This window comes from Rhodococcus sp. FW305-130 (assembly GCF_058788335.1).
This window is the reverse complement of the sequence record NZ_JBYTAP010000003.1, coordinates 463,735-483,784: the sequence shown is the minus strand read 5'-3', so window position 1 is coordinate 483,784 and position 20,050 is coordinate 463,735. Positions and strand designations below refer to the sequence as shown.

General features: G+C 62.3%; 17 protein-coding genes. 9 read left to right on the top strand and 8 right to left on the bottom strand.

Annotated features, from left to right (window positions below; genetic code table 11):
• Positions 1–6: 6 nt before the first annotated feature.
• From AC3WQS_RS12215 to purD, 4 genes are all read right to left on the bottom strand, one after another.
• A complete protein-coding gene (locus AC3WQS_RS12215; RefSeq protein WP_046377994.1) occupies positions 7–948 on the bottom strand; it encodes a substrate-binding domain-containing protein in 942 nt (313 codons plus the stop codon).
• 191 nt (positions 949–1,139) lie between these two features.
• Positions 1,140–1,973, bottom strand: a complete 834-nt coding sequence (locus tag AC3WQS_RS12210; RefSeq protein WP_046377993.1) for a helix-turn-helix domain-containing protein — start codon at positions 1,971–1,973, stop codon at positions 1,140–1,142.
• Between the two features lie 111 nt (positions 1,974–2,084).
• Positions 2,085–3,743, bottom strand: coding sequence for a GMC oxidoreductase (locus tag AC3WQS_RS12205; protein ID WP_029254543.1), 1,659 nt, complete (start codon positions 3,741–3,743; stop codon positions 2,085–2,087).
• Between the two features lie 152 nt (positions 3,744–3,895).
• Positions 3,896–5,152: a phosphoribosylamine--glycine ligase gene (purD, locus tag AC3WQS_RS12200; RefSeq protein ID WP_021333105.1), complete on the bottom strand. Its 1,257-nt coding sequence runs from the start codon at positions 5,150–5,152 to the stop codon at positions 3,896–3,898.
• A gap of 171 nt (positions 5,153–5,323) precedes the next feature.
• Here purD and AC3WQS_RS12195 point away from each other — a divergent pair, with 171 nt between their 5' ends.
• Genes AC3WQS_RS12195 through AC3WQS_RS12175 form a run of 5 tightly spaced genes read left to right on the top strand, consistent with a single transcriptional unit; the run spans position 5,324 to position 10,354 of the window.
• Positions 5,324–6,946 (top strand): ABC transporter substrate-binding protein, encoded by a 1,623-nt coding sequence (locus AC3WQS_RS12195; protein WP_492712681.1) that lies wholly within the window; start codon positions 5,324–5,326, stop codon positions 6,944–6,946.
• Positions 6,943–7,977 (top strand): ABC transporter permease, encoded by a 1,035-nt coding sequence (locus tag AC3WQS_RS12190; RefSeq protein WP_492712690.1) that lies wholly within the window; start codon positions 6,943–6,945, stop codon positions 7,975–7,977. The genes AC3WQS_RS12195 and AC3WQS_RS12190 overlap by 4 nt, the downstream gene beginning before the upstream one ends.
• Complete coding sequence (locus AC3WQS_RS12185) at positions 7,970–8,791, top strand: ABC transporter permease (RefSeq protein WP_492712682.1); 822 nt, start codon at positions 7,970–7,972, stop codon at positions 8,789–8,791. Before AC3WQS_RS12190 ends, AC3WQS_RS12185 begins: the two co-directional genes overlap by 8 nt.
• Complete coding sequence (locus AC3WQS_RS12180; protein WP_097387828.1) at positions 8,788–9,705, top strand: oligopeptide/dipeptide ABC transporter ATP-binding protein; 918 nt, start codon at positions 8,788–8,790, stop codon at positions 9,703–9,705. Before AC3WQS_RS12185 ends, AC3WQS_RS12180 begins: the two co-directional genes overlap by 4 nt.
• A gap of 1 nt (position 9,706) precedes the next feature.
• Positions 9,707–10,354, top strand: a complete 648-nt coding sequence (locus tag AC3WQS_RS12175; RefSeq protein ID WP_492712683.1) for an ABC transporter ATP-binding protein — start codon at positions 9,707–9,709, stop codon at positions 10,352–10,354.
• Between the two features lie 259 nt (positions 10,355–10,613).
• On the opposite strand, the gene AC3WQS_RS12170 is transcribed toward AC3WQS_RS12175, so the two are convergent.
• Positions 10,614–10,862 carry a hypothetical protein gene (locus AC3WQS_RS12170; RefSeq protein ID WP_223257917.1) on the bottom strand — a complete coding sequence of 83 codons (249 nt, stop codon included), beginning with the start codon at positions 10,860–10,862 and terminating at the stop codon, positions 10,614–10,616.
• 198 nt (positions 10,863–11,060) lie between these two features.
• Between AC3WQS_RS12170 and AC3WQS_RS12165 the strand changes: the two genes are divergently transcribed.
• The gene (locus tag AC3WQS_RS12165; protein ID WP_492712684.1) at positions 11,061–12,365 is read left to right on the top strand and encodes an HNH endonuclease signature motif containing protein; all 1,305 of its coding nucleotides are present in this window, start codon (positions 11,061–11,063) and stop codon (positions 12,363–12,365) included.
• 86 nt (positions 12,366–12,451) lie between these two features.
• Here the strand turns inward: AC3WQS_RS12165 and AC3WQS_RS12160 are convergent, their stop codons facing one another.
• On the bottom strand, positions 12,452–14,602 hold the full coding sequence (locus AC3WQS_RS12160; RefSeq protein ID WP_492712685.1) for an ArnT family glycosyltransferase: 2,151 nt from the start codon (positions 14,600–14,602) through the stop codon (positions 12,452–12,454).
• The gene (locus tag AC3WQS_RS12155; protein WP_020906343.1) at positions 14,599–15,840 is read right to left on the bottom strand and encodes a bifunctional glycosyltransferase family 2/GtrA family protein; all 1,242 of its coding nucleotides are present in this window, start codon (positions 15,838–15,840) and stop codon (positions 14,599–14,601) included. Before AC3WQS_RS12155 ends, AC3WQS_RS12160 begins: the two co-directional genes overlap by 4 nt.
• Before the next feature lie 87 nt (positions 15,841–15,927).
• Between AC3WQS_RS12155 and AC3WQS_RS12150 the strand changes: the two genes are divergently transcribed.
• The 3 genes from AC3WQS_RS12150 to AC3WQS_RS12140 all read left to right on the top strand — a co-directional run bounded on the left by AC3WQS_RS12150 (position 15,928) and on the right by AC3WQS_RS12140 (position 18,334).
• A complete protein-coding gene (locus tag AC3WQS_RS12150) occupies positions 15,928–16,356 on the top strand; it encodes an HIT family protein (protein ID WP_021342963.1) in 429 nt (142 codons plus the stop codon).
• A 238-nt stretch (positions 16,357–16,594) separates the two neighbouring features.
• Positions 16,595–17,230: a ScbR family autoregulator-binding transcription factor gene (locus AC3WQS_RS12145; RefSeq protein ID WP_492712686.1), complete on the top strand. Its 636-nt coding sequence runs from the start codon at positions 16,595–16,597 to the stop codon at positions 17,228–17,230.
• A gap of 207 nt (positions 17,231–17,437) precedes the next feature.
• The gene (locus AC3WQS_RS12140) at positions 17,438–18,334 is read left to right on the top strand and encodes a serine hydrolase (protein WP_020906342.1); all 897 of its coding nucleotides are present in this window, start codon (positions 17,438–17,440) and stop codon (positions 18,332–18,334) included.
• 71 nt (positions 18,335–18,405) lie between these two features.
• On the opposite strand, the gene AC3WQS_RS12135 is transcribed toward AC3WQS_RS12140, so the two are convergent.
• Positions 18,406–20,025, bottom strand: a complete 1,620-nt coding sequence (locus tag AC3WQS_RS12135; protein WP_020968527.1) for a PucR family transcriptional regulator — start codon at positions 20,023–20,025, stop codon at positions 18,406–18,408.
• Positions 20,026–20,050: the final 25 nt, after the last annotated feature.

The following is a 20,050-nucleotide window of genomic DNA, read 5'->3' as shown; positions in this document are numbered from 1 at the left end:
TGCCACTCAGGTGACTTTCCCACTCTTCTCGTAAACGTCGGCAAAATGCCTCATCTGCTCCGTGATACCCGTCAGGCTGTACCCCGTACGCAGTTCTACCGAGGCAACCTGGCCCGAAACCACAGCCGGAAGCCTGGTGAAAGTCGGCGAATTGAGCTCCGGTGCGTCAGACCACGTCGGCGGAATCAGGAGGAGATCGGCCGGAAAGACGCCCGGCTCTTCCCAACTCGCTGATGCCCAGAAACCGTCCTCACTGTCCAGCTTCGCGAATTCGACGCCCATCGTTTCGAGAATACTTCCGAGCGGAGTCCATCCCGGCACCGCGTAGTCAAGGCTCGACTCCAACGGAATCACGTATGCAACAGAGATATTCGTTCGCGATGTGGCCAATTCACGCACCCGGTCACCGAGCGCACTCAACTCTTCCCGTTTTGCCGCGAAGACCGGCGAGGTGTCGGTGCCGCCGATACCCTGAACCAACGAACTGAAGCTGTCCAACGCCGCTTGCGCCCCGTCGGTGATATTGACACCTGCAATGGGAGCAACCTCTTCGACGCGAGCGATATCGTCGCCCCAGATGCTGCCGAAGTTTCCGCCGTTGTACGAACTCCAGATGTCGATGACCAGATCCGGGTCCACTGCCAGGAGTTTCTCGGCACTGATATCTGTGTCGGTCTCGCTGACATGGGCAATTCCACTGAAGTCGAATGCACTCAACGTTGATTCGTCCAGCCTGGAAAAGCCGATGATACCGACTGGAACGACCCCGTATTCGAGTAGCACCGGCGCGGTGTCCGCCGTCGCCACAATGCGTTCGGGGATCTTGTCGAGCGAAATCGGCTGACCACGCGCATCGACATACGTCCACGCATCACCGTCGGACTTCGCGTCGGTCGTCGAGGTGCCACATGCTGCCAGCACCGTCGAAAGTGCCACTGCCACAGCCATGAAGATGGCCCTGCTACCGCGTTTCGAACGCGGCGCAACAAAATCGATCACTTCTGCCCCATGCTGTCGAGCGGGTTTCGGGTGAACCCCGAACCCTGAAAGTAAAGTAAGCCTCGCCTACATGGCTAACGGTAGAGCGGATCAGGGGATGACGCAATCGCGGAGTTTTGTCAAAGAATGTCGAAATCGGATCAACGATCCGCGTTCTTTCGAAATGCCATCGGCGTGACACCGGTGGACTGTTTGAAAGCGGCGACGAAACTACTGGGCGTCGAGTATCCGATCTGCTCTGCCACGTCGGCGACCGCAACACCTTGGCCGAGTAGGGACATCGCCACGTTCATCCGAAGCAGCACTCGCCACTGGCCGAAACTCACGCCGGTGTCCACCTTGAACCGACGAGCCAAAGTGCTGGTGCTGACGCCGATCTCGTTCGCCCAGTCTCCGAAACTGCGTGGGTCCTCCGGATGAGACAACAGGTCGCGTGCAATCCGCCCGACCGGGCCCGAATCGGGGATCTTCATCGCTCCGCGCTCGTCGCCGGGAACAACGAGGTCGAAGAACACTCGCTCGGCGCGGCGCCTCGCGTCGTCCGACATCTCGCGAGCACTCAGATGCAGAAACAACTCGTAGAGTAGCGGCGTGCCGTGTACCGCAAACGGGTGATCACCGAGCGAAGGCCCCTGCCCTACAGCGCAATACACCGTCAGGAACTGCGCACCCGCGGCAACGCGCACCGAGTGTCGATGCAGTGCCGGTATCCACAGCCCTCGTCCCGGCAACAATGTCCACATCTGGGCGCCCGAGCGAACAACCACAATGCCGGAACGAGGGAACAGAATCTCGTTCGATCGGTGCGCGTGGGTTTCCCATGTCACCGGTTGATCAGCACTCGACGCACCACCCCACAGAACCAAATCTTCGGGCTCGTCGTCTAATTCGTGTTCAGATACCACCAGCTCGTCGCTCGACGGCACGCCCCACCGGAGCCAATCACCGTCGACCTCGGATTTTGTCCGCCTCACGTCTACATCCCTGGATCGACCGTCGTCTGTCCAGGTGACTGTAACCGCTGCCCACGCAGAGCAGGTGCGGCAGGAAGTTGATCCCACCGCACCTGACCCCGAGTCGCCGCTCTAGTTCATGTCGTTCGCAATGATGTTCTCGATGTTCCGTTCGGCCAGAGCGGTGATGGTGACAAACGGATTGACTCCGACATTGCCCGGAACGAGGGATCCGTCCATGACATACAGTCCCGGGTACTCCGGCAGACGACCGTAGCCGTCGGTCGCCTTGCCAAGCACACAACCGCCGAGGGGATGGTACGTCAACTGGTCGCCCCACGTCTGCACCGGACCGAAGAGGTCGGTCCGGTAGATCGTGCCTTCCTTCTTGTTGATCTTGTCGAAGAGTTTCTTCGCCATGTCGATCGACGGCTGGTTCTGCGAGCGCTGCCAATTCAAACCGACTTTGCCTGTTGCCGAGTTGAATTGGAACTGAGCACGTTGCGGATTCTTGGCAATCGCCAAGTACAGGCTGACCCACAGTTCGGTACCGGCTGGAAAGGGCGCGATTTCCGCGAACACAGGAGCAGATGCGTCGGCCCAGTTGTCGATACCCATCACGGGGATCGCCGACTGCTTCGCGCCGGTGGCGTCCCACATGTGATTGGCGCGACCCACCATCACGTTGCCGTTGTGCCCCCATTCCTGCCCAACCGCACCCGGCAAATTCGCCAGCTGCCCTTGTGCTTTCATCGCGACCAGGAGCTTACTGGTACCGATACTGCCGGCCGCGAAGAAGACCTTGTCCGCGGTCACCGTCTTGGTGCCGACGGTGTTGCCCTGCTCGTTGATCTGGTTCATCACCACTTGATATCCACCACCGGTCGCGGCCGGCGCAACCGAGGTCACGACGTGCAGCGCCGAGATCGTGAGCTTGCCGGTGGCGGATGCCGCAGCGAGGTACGTCTTGTCCAGAGACTTCTTTCCCGCGTTGTTGCCGTAGATGACCTCACTCACCAGGGCAGATTTGGTGACCTGACCAGCAGCTTCCTGCTTCATGTAGTTGAAGTCGTAAACATTCGGCACGAATGTTGTTGTGTAACCGGATCTCTCAGCGGTCTTTCGCCCGGTTCGTGCAAACTTGTAGTACTCGGTCGACTCGAACCAGGCCGGGTCGATGTTGTTGACTCCGAGCGCAGCGTTGGCCCGCGGGAAGTACGTCGAGTACATCTCGTTGGAATCGACCCCGGGCAGGATCTCTTCGAAGTAGTTGCGCTTGGGTGTGACGGCCATGCCGCCGTTGACCAGCGACCCGCCGCCGACCCCTCGGCCTTGATAGACCTTGATCCCGCCGAAGTCCTCGGCGTCGAGAACGCCGACGTAGCGGCTGATGTTCTTGTCCACCGAGCCGCCGGAGAAGTGTGAAACCGGTTGAACTGTACGGTCTCTGAGCCAGAAGGAACGTCCGTCCGGTGAGAGCATCGGGCAGAAGACCTTGCCGTCGGACCCCGGTGTGGTCCACGACTTCCCCATCTCGACCATGTGTGTGTCGATGCCGGCCTGCGTCAGCCGAAGTGCCGCAACGGCTCCGCCGTACCCGCTGCCGATCACGAGCGCAGGGACACGGTCTCCGTCGCTCAATGCTCGCCTGGGCGCAGCGGCGGCCGTAGTCCACGAGGACGAGAGCGCAGCGGCGCCCACAGCTAATCCTGTTGCTGCCAAGAAGTTTCTACGCGAGAGCGTGGAATTGGTACGTGCGTGCCGTTCGTTGGATCCAGCGCGAATGCTCAAGTGTGCCCTTCTCTTTCCGTGACCCCCGCGCTGAGATATACCGGGAGAAACCGAACGAGAAGTCCATACTCGTGGGTAACTTCGAGGAACCGTTGATTTTCCATGAAAAGGGCCGATGAACAGAAAGTTCACCGGCCCTCCGAAAGAACGAGTCAGGGAAGAGAGATGCGCCCTTCGACGGCGCCGAGTCCGATGTCCGTGCGGAAATGACCGCCGGGAAGCTTGACGTCGGCGATCTTTGCGTAGGCGTCGTCACGCGCTTCGGTCAGATCCTTGCCCACTCCGACAACACTCAGCACACGCCCGCCGGCCGAGACGACGGCTCCGTCTTCACGCTTTTTGGTACCGGCATGCAGGACTCCGTCGGCGTCGGCTCCGGTGATCACGTCGCCGGTGCGGGGGGTCGCCGGGTAGTTCTCGGCAGCAATCACGACCGTGACAGCGGAACCGTCGCGCCACTGCAACGGACCGACCGAATCGAGTGTTCCGGTCGATGCCGCATTGAGTAGACCGCCCAGCGGCGTTTCGAGGAGAGCAAGCACGGCCTGAGTTTCGGGGTCACCGAATCGGCAGTTGAATTCGACGACGGCCGGGCCGTCGACACCGATCGCGAGACCGGCGTAGAGAAGGCCGGAGAAACTGCTACCGCGTGCGACCAACTCGGCAGCGACGGGCTTGACGACGTCGTCGACGATCTGCGTGACCATCTCGTCGGGCAGCCACGGCAAGGGTGTGTACGCGCCCATGCCGCCGGTGTTGGGTCCGGAGTCTCCGTCGCCGACGCGCTTGTGGTCCTGAGCCGGGAGCAGCGGGATCACGGTTTCACCGTCGACGAGGCAGAAGAGCGAAACTTCCGGACCGTCGAGGAAGGATTCGAGGAGAACCGGGTGCCCGGTCTCGAGCAGTTCAGCGGCATGATCGCGCGCGGCGAGACGATCCGTCGTGACGACTACGCCCTTGCCCGCGGCCAGTCCGTCGTCCTTGACCACCCAGTTGGGACCGAAGCGGTCGAGTGCTTCGTCGAGCTTGGCCGGATTGTCGACGATCTCGCTGTGAGCGGTCTTGACGCCGGCGACAGCCATCACGTCCTTGGCGAAAGCCTTCGATCCCTCGATGCGGGCGGCGTCGGCCGAAGGCCCGAAGCAGGCGATACCTGCTGCGCGCACCGCGTCTGCAACACCGAGAACCAGCGGAACCTCGGGTCCGATGACGACGAGGTCGGCTTCGACCTTCTGGGCCAGCGCGGTTACCGCGTCACCAGAAGCGACGTCGACGGGGTGCTGCTCGGCGATTTTTGCGATCCCGGCATTGCCAGGCGCGCAGATCAGGGCCGTGACACCTGGATCGCGAGCAAGAGAGAGAAGGAGGGCATGTTCACGGGCTCCGGAGCCGATTACTAGTACGCGCACGGGGAACAGACTACGGCCTGCGATAACAGCGCTCTCGGAGTGCCACTGACGGGGCCAAGGTCCCAGCGTTCGACCTTTGTGCGAAATATCCGTTTCGAGATGAGATCATATGAATACCTGAATAGGTGAACAGATGTTTTCGGACACCTGTCCACCAAGGAAAGGACACCCGTGAAACTCCATAAACCAGGCGTTCTGACGCTCACCGCAACCGCCGCAATCGGCGCACTTCTGATCACGTCGTGCAGTAGCCCGACTGGCACCGACTCCTCGGGCAACAACGACGGCCTGGTCTTGGCCGACGGCTACGAACTGGGCGGCTACAACCCGGTCGCAGGGTTCGGCGCTGCCGGTGAGGCCAAGATGTACGACGGTCTCGTCCGGCTCACCGGAGGCACCGGTATGCCGGGATTCGAGCCGTCTCTGGCCGCGGAGATGCCCACGACCAACGCCGACGCGACAGTCTGGACGGTCAAACTCCGCGACGGGGTCACCTTCTCCGACGGATCGACCTTCGACGCCGCCGACGTGGTTGCCACGTACAAGGCGATCCTCGATCCCGCTTCCGCCTCCGAAGCGCGGTCGTCGTACGACATGATCAGCGACGTCGTGGCCGTCGACGACAGCACAGTCGAGTTCCGCCTCGCCTACTCGTATGCCCCACTGCTGACGAAGATGCTGATCGGCATGGTTCCATCGGAGTCCCTCGCGACACCCGGACTTGCCGCCGAATCGCCGTTGAACACCGCACCGGTTGGTACGGGTCCGTACACACTCGTCGACCTCTCACCGGATCGAGCGGTCTTCGAGGCGAACGAGAACTACTGGGACGGTGCGCCGGAGATCAAGAAGCTGACTCTCCTCTACGTTCCTGACGACAACACCCGCGCCCAACGTATGGTGTCCGGCGAGATCGACGGAACCAATCTCCCTCCACTGCTTGCCAATACGTTCTCAGGCAAGGACAACATGTCCGTGACGGCTCATCAGTCAGCAGACTGGCGCGGGCTCTCACTCCCGACGAACAATCCCGTGGCAGGCGACAAAGCCGTGCGGATGGCGCTCAACCTCGCCGCCGATCGCCAGTCGATGATCGACAACGTCCTGGGCGGACACGGCCGCGTCGCCGCCACTCCGATCCCCGAGGTCTACGGCGATTCGTACAACCCGAACGCAACCTTCGCCTACGACCCGACCCAGGCCGAGCGAATACTCACCGAAGCGGGCTGGATCGAAGGTGCCGACGGAATCCGTTCGAAAGACGGTCAGCGGGCGCAGTTCACGATCATGTACAACTCCGTCGACACCGTTCGACGCGATCTCGCTCAGGCATTTGCCTCCGACGCTCTCGCTGTCGGCATCGAGGTGGACCTCGAAGCACTCTCCTGGGACCGCATAGACCCTCGAATCAACCAGGATTCGACGCTTCTCGGTGGCGGCGACGAACCTTTCGACCCCGACACACAGGCGTACGACGCGCTGAACTCGAAGTACATCGCGCCCGGGGTCGGCAGCATCTACGACAACGCCAGTGACTACTCCAATCCAGCAGTCGACGCAGGCTTGGAAGTAGGACGCCGCAGCCTGGATCAGGCAACGCGTGATGCCGCGTATCGCGACGTACAGCAGGCGTACGTCGAAGATCCCGGGTTTGTCATCCTCGTGTTCCTCGACCATACGTACGTGTCGAAGGATTCCGACTGGCAGATGTCCGGACCGGTACTCGAACCACACTCACACGGTGTGACCTGGGGTCCATGGTGGTCACTGCAGACGTGGGCCCGAGGGCAATGACAGCGGTCGACGTTCGGCCAGACGCGGGGCCGACACGGGGTCACCGTGACAACTCCCGCCGAAAGGCCATCCTCACGATGGTCGGTCGGCGGGTGTTGTTCATCGTGCCGGTCATCGCCGTGGTGTCCGCGGGACTCTTTGCCGCCGCCGCGATCTCACCGTTCGATCCACTGGTCGGCTACCTCGGCACGCGATACATGACGACAAGCGACGCAGACAAAGCGTTGATCGCCGATCAGATGGGTTTCGACAACCCCTGGTACAGCACGTACTGGAATTGGCTCCAGGGTGTGTTCACCGGCGATCTCGGGATCTCCAGATCGTTCAATCAGCCTGTTTCCCAAGTCATCTTCGAACGTCTGCCATGGACCTTGCTGCTGGTCGGGATCTCACTCCTCATCGCGATTCTCGCCTCGCTGACACTCGGTGTTCTCGCCGGAATCCGCAGTGGAGGATTCCTGGACAAGACCGTGTCCGGGCTGGGCGTCGTGGTCCAAGGACTTCCGCCGTTTGTCTTGTCGCTGGGTGCCATCGCGCTCTTCGCGTTGACTCTCGGCTGGCTCCCGGTCGCCGGACTGACCGACGGGGGCGCCGATCCCACACCGGGACAGGTGATCCGGCACTTGGTCCTACCAGTGACGGTGCTCGCCATTTCGCAAATGCCGTGGCTCCTACTTGCCGTCCGAGAGTCCGTCGTGGGTTCGAAAAGTGAGGGATTTGTCGCCGGCGCGGTAGCACGCGGTATCCCGACGCCGACCATCACGAAGCGCCACATACTGCCCACATCACTGGCACCTTTCGTCAACATCGTCGGCGTGCGGTTGCCCGAGCTGATAGTCGGGGCAGTGCTGGTGGAAGAGGTGTTCAGTTGGCCGGGGATCGCCGGCGCCATCGTGTCGTCTGCGCGAGACCTAGACATGGCACTGCTCGCGTTCCTCACCGTCGGTACGACATTGACGGTCATGCTCGGCTCACTGCTTGCCGACGTGCTGGTTGCAGTGCTCGACCCGAGAGTAGGTACCGATGGCTGAACGACGCTTCAAGATCGCCCTCGGCGTGCTGATCCTCGTTGCGCTGTACGCGGCGTTGGTCCCATGGTTGGCCGACGTCGACGACCGAGTCACAGACTTCTCGGCGGCTCGCCTGGCTCCGTCGTTCGATCACCCGTTCGGAACTGACTCGGCGGGCCGAGATCTATTCGTGCGCATAGCTGCAGGCATCAGAACCTCACTTCTGATCGCACTCGCCTGCGCGCTGCTCGCCACGGTGATCGGCGTCGCCGTCGGCACTACGGCCGGACTGGTCGGCGGCTTGGTGGACAGGTTCGTCATGCGCGGCACCGATGCCGTCAACGCGCTCCCCCACCTGTTGCTCGGCATCGTCATCGTCGCGATGTTCCGTGGAAGCATTGCCGCCATCGTGCTTTCGATCGCACTGACCCACTGGACCCAAGTGGCCCGGATCATCCGCTCCGAGATCTTGAGTCTGCGCGAGCGTCCCTACATCGACGCCGCCATTCTCGCGGGAGCAAGTCGACGTCACGTGATCATGCGCCACCTCGTGCCGGCGACCGCGCCACAGGCCTTGATCGCAGTCGTTCTCCTGCTGCCCCATGCCGTCTGGCACGAATCGACATTGTCCTTCCTGGGTTTCGGTCTTCCCCCGCACAAACCCAGTCTCGGGACGCTTCTCGAAGAGGCACGCAGTTCTCTGCTCCTCGGCGGTTGGTGGACTCTTGCATTCCCCGCCGCAGTCCTCGTGATCGCCACCGTCGCTGTTGCAGTTGCCGGTTCGGCCCTGCGGTCGATGCTGACGCCCCCTCGACCTTCGGAGCTACGACTGTGAAACGCGGCCTACGCATCGAATCCCTCACCGTCAGGATCCCTTTGCCCGGAGGATCCGTAGTCCACGCTGCGAGCGACATCGACCTCGACGTTCCAGCCGGCACGGTGACCGCGCTTGTCGGCGAATCCGGGTGTGGCAAGTCGATCATCGCCACCTCGGTCATGAACATGTTGCCACCGAATGCTTCTCGAACCGGAACGGTCACCGTCGGTACAGCGGACCTCGAGATCGACGTCTTCTCCGGCACCGCGTTCCGTGGGCGGCACGTGGCTCTCGTTCCACAATCCGCCGCAACACATCTCACCCCCGTCCGGACTGCGCGATCGCAACTACAGGAGACGATCGACGCACTCGGCGGCGATCACACTTGCGACGCCTTGGCACTTCGCGTCGGACTCGAACCGTCGGCCCTGGACTGTTACCCGCACGAACTGTCGGGCGGCATGGCGCAACGCGTTGCCATTGCCGGTGCGCTGGCCGGGAATCCATCGGTGATCGTCGCAGACGAACCCACCGCCAACCTCGACCGCGAACTCACCGACCACGTCATGGGATTACTTCGAGAGTGCGCTGACTCCGGGGCGGCTGTCCTGCTCATCACCCATGACCTTGCATCACTCACCCGCAGCGATGTCGCGGATCGACTTGCCGTCATGTACGCATCACGCATCATGGAAACCGGTCCGGCGGCTCTGGTGTTCCAAGATCCGCTGCACGACTACACCCGAGACCTGCTCGACGCCTTGCCATCCCGAGGCTTGAATCCCATGCCCGGATCACCACCGCAACTCACCGATCTCCCCGACGACTGCGTCTATCACCTACGACGCCCGGAGTCGAAACAATCCGGTGGCCCGACCGAACTGGTCACACTGGGTGACCGCACGTACCGAACGCTGCGGAAGGTGGGCTGACATGAGTTTGCAAGCTCTGGGAATTACCAGCGGTTACCACCGGAACCGACCGGTGCTCGAGAACGTCTCGCTCGAAATTCCGCCGGGAAGGCTGATCGGCCTGACCGGGCCTTCTGGCACCGGAAAATCAACACTTGCAAGGATTCTCGCCTCGTTGGATGCACCGTGGTCAGGCGAGGTGCGAATCGACGGATCACCCGTCGTGGGTACCAAATTCTCGGTATCCGCGGCACTGCGCGGGACGGTGGCCATGCTGTTTCAGTCACCTCGCGCATCAACCGACCCTCGGCAGACGCTCGCCTCGATCATCGGTCAACCCGGCGATATTGCCGGTAGGACAATCGATGTGGTCGCACTGGCAGCAGAAGTGGGCCTCACTCCCGATCTCTTGTCCCGTAGACCCCACCAGGTGAGCGACGGCCAACTGCAGCGCGCCTGTCTAGCGAGATCGCTGGCGCAACAACCGAAATACCTCATCTGTGACGAGGCGACGGCGATGCTCGACGCCGCCACGACGGCCGCGCTCATTCGGTTGATCGAGAGTCGCGCCACCGAAACCGGCGTCGGCGTATTACTGATCAGCCATGATCGCGAATTACTCGACGCCTGCTGCGACGTGGTCCACGACCTAGACGGCATTCGCGCTTAGAGCGTGTTGCCAATCCTGATCCGGTAGTTCACGGGCGAGTGTTTATGCGTTTTGCGTGATGCGATTTCGGATGAGGCGGTGGAGGTGATCGGTCCGTTGCTCCCGAAGGTGAAGGCGACCGGTCAACCGCCCGTAGATCGGCGCACGGTGTTCGAACCGACTGCGTGGCGGTTCCGGACGGGAGCGCGCTCCACCGACTCTCCTGCAACACTCGCAACTCTGCCTGGGATCTTCCTTGCCGCCTGCACCAACGAGGCGCTTACTGATCAAACGGCGCCGTGAACGACACTGGTTTGCCGGTGGCGCGCGCGTACGCGATCTCTCGGCGCGTGGACTCGCCAATGTATCCGCGTGGGTTGACGACCAGCACCCGATCAGCCAGGTCGATCTTGCGCAGGTGAAGCGCGTCGAGCAGCGTTTTCTGCTCGATAGAGATCGCCTCGTCTGCTTCACCCGGCGCGACGACGATCACGCCTGCGAACGTCAGGTCGCGGTTCGCCTCCCGCATCTCTTCAGCGAATCGCACAGAGCCGCAAATACAGACAATCTCAGGTCGATCAGGCACGCTTCATTCTCTCATCGACCCGAGAACGCACGGCCATACCAGTCTCATCTGCCACCTCGAGCAACACACCCCAGCCCAACAAAATTGACGCTTGACTCGAACACGTGTTCGAGTATTGTTGGGTGGGGATCGGGGGATTCAATGAGTGTCTATCTGTCGGACGTGGTTTCGGGTTCTGCGGTGGGGTTGCGCGGACGCCTGTGGCAGCTGTCTGCTTCTGAGTTGCGTACCGCTGCTAACGAGGCGAGTGCGGAGATTCTTCGTCTCGAGGCTGTGCGGGTGGCGGTGGTGGACGAGTTGTCGTTGCGGCCGGATGATCAGGTGATTGCGAGCCGCGGGGTGGGTTGCTGGTTGGCGGCAAACACGATGCTGCAGGTTCGGGACGGGAAGAAGATCGCCGCCCTGGGTGCAGCGCTACGCCCGTTTCCGGCGGTGGCTGCCCGGTTCGATGGCGGGGACTGCTCCTTCGATCATGCCGTGTTGATCGTGGCGTTCTGCGAATCACCACCGAAGGGCATGCCGGAGGAAGCGCTCCCTCGCTGTATCGACTTGTTGTTGGCTGCCGCGTCGGGCGTGGAGGCGACAACGACGAAGGTGCGGAATGTGATCGCGACTTTGGAGCGAGTGTTCGAATCGGATGAGATTCCGCCCGCCGAAGATATCGACCGCAACGAGTTGCGGATCGCGTCGACGTTGAATGGTCGGGTGGTGGTGCGCGGTGATTTCGATGCTCTCACCGGGGAAATGTTGTTGTCGGCGTTGTCGAATCTGACGATGCCCACCCCGGCACCGGATGGAACCCCGGATTCTCGGTCGGCGGCGAAGCGGACTGCGGATGGGTTCACCGAACTGATCCGCCGGTATTTGGATTGCGCGAAGACCGGTTTCGATGGTGGTCAGCGTCCGCACGTGAACGTGCACATCAACGCCCGCGACCTCGCTGAGCATCGGGACTGCGCAGCCGCACCCGCTACTTCTGGTAGTGGAGTGGCTGTGTCGGATCTTGATGTCGGGCACATGCCCTGGCTGGGGCCACTGTCCGTCTCGCAGACGAGACTCCTCGGCTGCGACTGCTTCCTCTCCACCGTACTGCTCGACGACCACGGCGCACCGCTCGATGCGAAACCCGGAAAGCGATTAGTGTCCGCCGAACAGCGAGTGGCGCTGATCGCCCGAGACAAAGGCTGCGCCTTCCCCGGCTGCACATGCGTGCCCGCCTGGACCGACGCACACCACATCCGGCACTGGGCGAACGGTGGCCCGACGGTGATGAACAACCTTGTCCTGCTGTGCCGTTCACATCATCGGCTGATGCACCGGAAATCCGGGTTCGTCGGGAAGTGGGAAATCCGCATCGGGGTCGACAACAAACCCTGGTTCATCCCACCACCCTCGATCGACCCGCAGCAGCACCCGCGGCCGGCGAACACCACCTTCAAAACCTGAGGACGAACCTCAGACATACAACTTCACGCCAGGTCCGCATCGGGGGGGAGCACCTCCGATGCGGACCTGGCGTGCGTTCATGTTGGTCAGCCCCCAACCGTCAAGTCGTAGAGAGTCACCCCGTCCACCGTTGTGGCGGTGAAGTTTTCGGTCACCCACGTCGAGATCGCGGTAGCGGTACCTTCGGCGTTCATACCGCCACCCATCCCACCGCCGGCGATGAAGAAGTGAATCTTGCCCTCTGACACGTACTGCTGGAACTGCGTGAGTGTCGGGGACGGATCACTCCCGTTGAACCCTCCGATAGCCATGACCGGTGACTGCGTCGCAAGCTGATAGCCCGATGCGCTGTTCGACCCGATTGCCGCGGCTACCCACGTGAACTGGTCGGAGTTCTCTCCGAGTGTGGACACGATGGCAGCTCCCGGTGTACTGCCCTGAAGCAAACCACCGGCGGCGCCGCCTCCCATTGCGCTCCGCGTTCCATCGGTGGCCGAAGTGGTGGTACCCGGAGCTGTTGCACCACCGGGCATCTGGCCCATTCCGGCAGGGGGCGTTCCCGGCGTTCCGGTCCCAGCCCCGTCAGTCCGACGGTTACCGCCGTCAACCATGCCACCGAATCCGCCGAATCCTCCGCGGCCACCGCCCGGCCCGCCCATTCCACCTTCCACGCTCGGTCCCGCCGAAACTATGGAACCGGTATGCGGAGTGTTGATCGTGTCGATCGCGTACGCAGTCGGACCCGCCAGACCGGTGAAGATCGCCGCGAGAATCACTGCCACAGCCAATCGACCTCGCGTCGCTGCCGGAATCAGCACTGCCACGGCAGTGACGATGCCGACGACCAGAATCGCCCAGCGAAGCCACGGTACGAACGAAGGCGAGCGTCCGAGCAGTACCCACGCCATCGCGACGGTTGCCGCCAACGACACTGCCAGAACGAGGCGAACCCAGAGGACGTCACGATGACGCCAAGCGAATACGGATCCTGAACCGATCAGTGCGGCGATCGCCGGCGCCAGCGCAACGGTGTAGTAAGCGTGGAAGATTCCCGCCATGAAACTGAAGGTCAGTCCGGTCACCAACAGCCACAGTCCCCAGACGATGAATGACGCGCGCTGTGTGTCAGCGCGGGGAGCCCTGCCTCGCAGCACGATTCCAGCCACCAGAAGTATCAGTGCAGCAGGAATCAACCAGGCAATCTGTCCGCCCTGGGCAGATTCGAACAGTCGGGTAATGCCGGTACTCCCCCACATACCGCCACCGGCCCCACCACCTGGTGCCATGCCTCCCGCTGCCATACCGCCTGCGGCCTCGCCCATTCCGGGGAAGCCTCCCGCAGCAGCACCGGCCGCAGCATCACCAGCACCGCGCATTCCGCCGCCGCCGACGCTTCCGGTCTCGTTGCCGCTCAAGCGTCCGAGCCCGTTGTAGCCGAGTGTCAGTTCGAGAATCGAATTGTTCTGCGAACCACCGATCCACGGACGCGAGTCGGCCGGCCACAGTTCGACGATTGCCAACCACCATCCGGCGGAGACGATCAGTCCGCCCAGTGCCGCGAACAGTTGGAGTACGCGCTTACCCAGTTTCGGCGGTCCGGCGATCAGATAGGTGAGCGCCAGCGGTGGAACTACCAACATGACCTGCAATTGCTTTGTCAGGAAACCGAATCCGCAGAAGATACCGACCAACACCAGCCAGCGGGTGCGACCGTCCTGCACGGCGCGCATCATCGCCCACACTGCTGCGATCATCAGGAGCACCAGCAGGGCATCCGGGTTGTTGAACCGAAACATCAGCGCCGCTACGGGTGTGAGCGCAAGTACCAAGCCGGCGATGAGGCCGGCGGCCGCACCGAAATACCGTCGAACCGTTCCCCACAACAGCGCAACCGATCCGACTCCGAGGAGTGCCTGCGGCACCAACATCGCCCAGGAATTGAGTCCGAAGATGCGAACCGACAGCGACATCAACCACAGGGACATCGGCGGCTTGTCGACGGTGATCGAGTTGGCAGCATCCGACGAACCGAAGAAGAAGGCCTTCCACGACACCGAACCTGCCTGGACCGCAGCAGCATAGAACGAGTTGGCCCATCCGGACGCGCCCAGGCCCCAGATGTAGGCGACTCCGGTGCCCACCAGCAACACTCCGAGCGCCCACGGTTCCCAGCGCACCTGACGCTGCGGTTCCGGCGCAGGCAGCGGCGCGGCGAGTGTCTCTGCAGTGGCGGTCATCGATTGGCTCCTACGGATTGTGCAGTGCGAAAAACCCAGCGCAGCGCGACGAATCGGCTCACTGTGGCAACAAGATTGGCAATGACGAGTACGGCAAGCTCCACGTGCTTGGACGCGTCGGGCGCCATGACGTCGAGAACGAACAACGATCCGCTGGTGAGCAGCAGACCGAACCCGAACACGAGCAGCCCCTGCATCTGGTGACGGGCGGATCCTTCCGACCCGCGGATCCCGAAGGTGAAGGCTCGATTGGCGGCGGTGTTGAATACCGCGGTCACCAGCAATGCGACGGCGTTGGCCCACTGCGCCCCCATCACCGAGTGCAGTGCGAGGTAGAGCAGCGCGTACGCGAGCGTCGAAATGACTCCCACCACGGCAAAGCGCGAGAGCTGCCCGACCATTCCTCGAGGGACTCCGGGAACCAGTGGTTCACGTCCGAAACTCGCCCTGAGCTCAGCCAAGGGAAGGGAACCGGTCGACAGTGCTCGCCCGACGCGGACCACACCTTTGAGGTCGGCAACTGCGGTGGCAATGATGTCCACCCGACTGTCCGGATCGTCCACCCAGTCGACAGGGACCTCGTGAATCCGCATGCCCGCTCGCTCGGCCAGCACGAGCAATTCGGTATCGAAGAACCACCCGGTGTCCTCCACCAGCGGAAGTAGTTGCCGCGCAACATCGACTCGCATGGCTTTGAATCCGCACTGAGCGTCGGAGAAGCGAGCATGCAGTGCGCTTCGGAGGATGAGGTTGTAGCTACGTGAGATGAACTCGCGTTTGGGGCCGCGTACCACGCGCGACGAACGGGCCAACCGGGAACCGATGGCGATGTCCGAGTGGCCGGAGAGCAGCGGAGCAATCAACGGCATCAGGGCATTGAGATCGGTGGAGAGGTCGACGTCCATGTACGCGACCACGTCGGCATCGGAGTCGCTCCACACCTGCCGCAGTGCTCGACCACGGCCCTTCGCATCCAGGTGGACGACCCGGACGTCGTCGAATTCTTCGGCGAGGGAACGTGCGAGTGCCAACGTGCCGTCGACACTGGCGTTGTCCGCGATGGTAATTCGTGCAGAGAATGGCACCTGTGTGCGTAAATGCCGGCGCAGGCGCCGCACGCACGTCTCCAGGCCGGCCTCTTCGTTGTATACCGGGACGACCACGTCCAGCACTACAGTCGTCGCGGAAAGCTCCCCTGCGTCCGTGCTGCCCGCGGTCTGCATGGCTTCTGTCGTCATGCGTCCTAGATTTGTCGGGCCGGCTCCGACGAACCTGCGTCCAGCCTGGGAGTTTCCTGGCAACCGGACGCGGGCTAATCTCGGGGTATGCCTTCAGTCTTCAGCGCCATCATCAACGGAGATCTACCAGGACGTTTCGTGTGGGAGGACGACGACGTTGTCGCGTTCCTGACCATTGCGCCGGTAACGCAGGGCCACGTACTCGTGGTACCGCGAGCCGAGGTCGATCAGTGGCAGGACGTGGATCCTGAACTCTTTGCCAAGGTCACCGCGGTTGCCCGCACCCTGGGTCAGGCTGTGAGGAAGGCGTTCGACGCGCCTCGGGCGGGTCTCCTCATCGCAGGTCTGGAAGTTCCGCATCTTCACGTTCACGTCTTCCCCGCATACGACATGGGGAACTTCGACATCAGTGGCGCCGATACTTCGCCGTCACCCGAATCTCTCGACGAGGCGCAGACCAAACTCAAGTCGGCGCTACGCGACCTCGGCTTCGAGTCAACTGTCTCGACTCGTTGATCGCGTACCTTCGACCGAATTTCGCTGGCCGATAACTGGACTCCCCGCCGCAGCCTCCAACGGAGGTTGCGGCGGTCGCATTTGTCACTCCTACCGACCGTGACCTGCGATTGCACACCGAACAGTCCGTTTCGCGCTGTCGCGCGAGCACGAGATTCGCTGCTACCGTGGGGCGCTGGTCCGGGACCTAGGGCCCTAAAACTGGTTCACGTGTTAACAGTCGGAGGACAAGGGAGCAATGCAGGAACGTGCCAAGATCAGTCGCCGACAGATTCTTCAAGGCGCTGCTGATCGGTTCGAAGTCACGGGGTACGGCAGCACGAGCATGAATGACATCGTGTCCGCGGCGCAGATGACCAAGGGCGCGGTCTATTTCCACTTCTCGTCCAAAGACGAATTGGCTCAGGCGGTCATCGAAGAACAGCACCAGATGTCGATCACTGCCTTCACCTCAGTTGCAGCCACAGGCGCGCCGGCACTGGAACAGCTCGTCATGGTGTGCCACGAGATGGGCCGCCAACTCGTCGCGGACCCGATTGTTCGTGCGGGAGTCCGTCTTACCCTCGAATTGGCCTCTGCCGACGGTTCGCAAGGCCCGTACGTCGTGTGGATCCGCGAGCTTCGAAAACTGGCCGAGGCCGCGAAGCTCGAAGGCGACATCCGCGACGACGTGGAGCCGGAATCGGTGGGTCGCGTGGCGATCTCGGCATTCACCGGCGTTCAACTGGTTTCGAACGTGCTCACCAGACGAAGCGATTTGAACGACCGTATCGACGAATTGTTCACCATCCTGTTAGCAGGCGTGGTCTCGGACAAGCGTCGGACCGACGTCGCCGAACTGGTCGGACGTCGCCTCGAAACTTATGCGTCCTGACCCCCGGAACACCCCTGCCCCCGGAACACCCTGACCCCCGCAACACCCTGACAATCGGAACACCCTGACAATCGGTTGATTCGGCGTATCAGCACCGAACCGTGCGCCAACCTTCGTCGATTCGTACAAGACCCCCCGTCGTCGACTAACTATCGTCAGATCCACGAATAACCCAGATATACGGATACCGACGAAAGGGCTTCTCGAATGACCGAAACCGCCACGTACGTTGAGAGCGCACAGCAGGAGATCGCTGCTGTACTCGCCGAAGCGAAGACCGATGCGTTCGTCCACGCACGCGACATCGATTCCGGCGAAGAGTTCGGCTACGGCGCTGACGAAGGTGTCATCCTCGCCTCCGTTTTCAAGATTCCTGTTGTACTCCAGTACGCCCGTGAAGTTGCGGCCGGCACCCTTGATCCGACCGAGCACGCCACCGTGACCGCCGAGTTCCGCTCCGGCGGCATCGGTATCGGCGGCTGCGCCGACGACGTCACCGCAAGCTGGCGAGATCTCGCTCTGCTCATGATGAGCTTCAGCGACAACGCCGCCACGGACTTCTTGTACGAACGCCTCGGACTCGACAACATCGTCGCAACGCTGCGCGGGCTCGGTTTGGAGAAGACCAACTTGGTCCGTGACTGCCGTGGTCTGTTCAAATCGGTCTACGACGACCTCGGTGTCGACAAGGGCACCTTGCTGGAAATGCCGCCCATCGAAATTCTTCGGACAATTTCCGTCATGGATCCGGCCCGCTCCAACTCCAGCACTCCTCGTGAGATCACAATGTTGCTGGCTGCAATCTGGAGGGACGAAGCCGGCCCCGCATCGGCCTGTGAAGAAGTCCGAACCATCATGAGCAAGCAGGTCTGGCCGCATCGCCTTTCGTCCGGTTTCCCCGACGAGGTCACTGTCGCCGCCAAGACCGGAACGCTGGGATTGGTACGTAACGAAGCCGGCGTCGTGGCGTACCCGGATGGCAAGCGTTACGCCGTCGGTGTCTTCACCAAGTCCCACGAGCTCACCCACCGCGCCCCGAAGATCGACGCCTCCATCGGAACCGTCGGCCGCATCGCTGTCGAAGCACTTCGCAACAACAGCTGATCTGAACCCACTGACAAAGAATGCGGGTCGCGCTGAGAAATCAGTGCGACCCGCATTTTTCGGCTTTCGAGCTAGCGTGGACCGCGCAGACGAAGATGCACCATCAACCGGAAGCGGACGTTGGGATCGTCCAGGTCCAACGCGGCCATACCCTTCAACTTGCTGAGACGATACCGAAAGGTGTTGGGGTGTACGTGCAATGACGCCGCGGCGTCACCGACGTCACCGAAGGCGTTGAGCCACGCATCGAGGGTGTCGACGAACGAGGTCGCGTGAGCTGCGTCGTGGCTGGCGATCGCCTCGATGGGTCCGAGGTCCGAGAACCCTTCGGCTGCAGCTTCCGACGCGATCTCCAACAGGATGGCATCGACGTGGACGCTACTGAAGGTGGCGACGCTGCCCGACGCTCGTCCCGCCAACAACACTTCGAGGGCATGTTCGGCGTCGCGCTTCGATCGGCTCAGCTGCGCCGGTCTGGTCACGACCCGGCCGATCCCGATGATCGTGTCGCCGGACGCTCCGGTTCGGTCCAGGAAGTCCGAGGCCACACGGAACGCCTGTAGCTCGGCTTCTGCCGGGGAATGCCCTCGCACCGACAGCACCGCGTAGCCGGTTCCGTTGACCAGAGCAGCAGCCGACTGCGAATGGACCGCGCCCAGGTGCATGGCCAGAGCGTCGGTCAGCCGCACCACGTGGGCTGCGTCGTCCGGCTTCGACGATCCTTCGAAAGACCTGCGGCCCAATGCCATCACGAGTGCGGGACCGGTCCCGAGGCCGAGGCGATTCATCGCGTCGACCGCACCGGATCCACCGTCGAGAAGGGTTGCGATCAGGTCTGCGCGCAGTCGACGCTCGGCGTCGGCGCCGCCGCGCAACCGCAACATCTGCAGTGCAATCAACCCGGCCGAATCGCGCAGTGCACGCATCCGGTCCTCGGACATCGGCTCACCGGTTGCCACCCACATGGAGCCGAGGAACTCGTCGCCGGCTCTGATGGACACGGCGATACGACCCATTTTCGTACCGAGGGTCTCGGCCGAAACCCACACCGGATCATCGCTGCGATAGAGCCGGTCGAAGACTCCCGCTTCTTCGAGCACTCGAATGTACTGGTCAGGAACTTGGCGCTCCAGAACGGTCGCGATACGTGGACCGTCACCTTCTTCCTGACGTCCGGAGAAAGCGATGACCCGTGAGCTTCGGTCCTCGATCGTGATCGGCGCATCCAGAAGTGCGCTGACGGCGTTGGCGAAAGCGAACAGATCGCCGGCCGGTCCACCTCCGCGCGAGTGGATGTGCCCGACTTCGTTCCGTGCCGAGAGCACCGAATGAAGCAGGCTTGTGAGCTGAACCCACGAAACTCCACGCGCCAAGGTCAATACGACAACGCCGGAGGAGATGATGGATTCACGGTCGGCATCGCTGACCTCGGTGGTCACTCGCGCGACCACCACGCGTACTCCGCGCTCGGCCAGGCCGGCCACGGACTCCGCGATACGTTCGCCTCCGGTGATGCCGACGAGCAGCACCATGGAGTCCGGTGTCGAGGGTGAGTCGTCGTCGGGGTCGTGAATGACCACCGAGGCGATCTCCTGGACCGCCTCCGGGTCGCCGACAACCGGGTTCAGCACCGTAGTTCCCACGTCTTCGAGAAGCCGCACCAAACTGATGCGAGGTCGTACGGTGCCCACGTCTATCACTCCTTCGTCCTGTGAA

What these genes read in the sequence shown, in the direction of transcription:
- AC3WQS_RS12140 (WP_020906342.1), top strand. Translation starts at nt 17,438, where the DNA reads ATGACCGAAACCGCCACGTACGTTGAGAGCGCACAGCAGGAGATCGCT.
- AC3WQS_RS12165 (WP_492712684.1), top strand. Translation starts at nt 11,061, where the DNA reads ATGAGTGTCTATCTGTCGGACGTGGTTTCGGGTTCTGCGGTGGGGTTG.
- AC3WQS_RS12155 (WP_020906343.1), bottom strand. Translation starts at nt 15,840, where the DNA reads ATGACGACAGAAGCCATGCAGACCGCGGGCAGCACGGACGCAGGGGAG.
- AC3WQS_RS12190 (WP_492712690.1), top strand. Translation starts at nt 6,943, where the DNA reads ATGACAGCGGTCGACGTTCGGCCAGACGCGGGGCCGACACGGGGTCAC.
- AC3WQS_RS12170 (WP_223257917.1), bottom strand. Translation starts at nt 10,862, where the DNA reads ATGCGGGAGGCGAACCGCGACCTGACGTTCGCAGGCGTGATCGTCGTC.
- AC3WQS_RS12150 (WP_021342963.1), top strand. Translation starts at nt 15,928, where the DNA reads ATGCCTTCAGTCTTCAGCGCCATCATCAACGGAGATCTACCAGGACGT.
- AC3WQS_RS12215 (WP_046377994.1), bottom strand. Translation starts at nt 948, where the DNA reads ATGGCTGTGGCAGTGGCACTTTCGACGGTGCTGGCAGCATGTGGCACC.
- AC3WQS_RS12185 (WP_492712682.1), top strand. Translation starts at nt 7,970, where the DNA reads ATGGCTGAACGACGCTTCAAGATCGCCCTCGGCGTGCTGATCCTCGTT.
- AC3WQS_RS12175 (WP_492712683.1), top strand. Translation starts at nt 9,707, where the DNA reads ATGAGTTTGCAAGCTCTGGGAATTACCAGCGGTTACCACCGGAACCGA.
- AC3WQS_RS12160 (WP_492712685.1), bottom strand. Translation starts at nt 14,602, where the DNA reads ATGACCGCCACTGCAGAGACACTCGCCGCGCCGCTGCCTGCGCCGGAA.
- AC3WQS_RS12145 (WP_492712686.1), top strand. Translation starts at nt 16,595, where the DNA reads ATGCAGGAACGTGCCAAGATCAGTCGCCGACAGATTCTTCAAGGCGCT.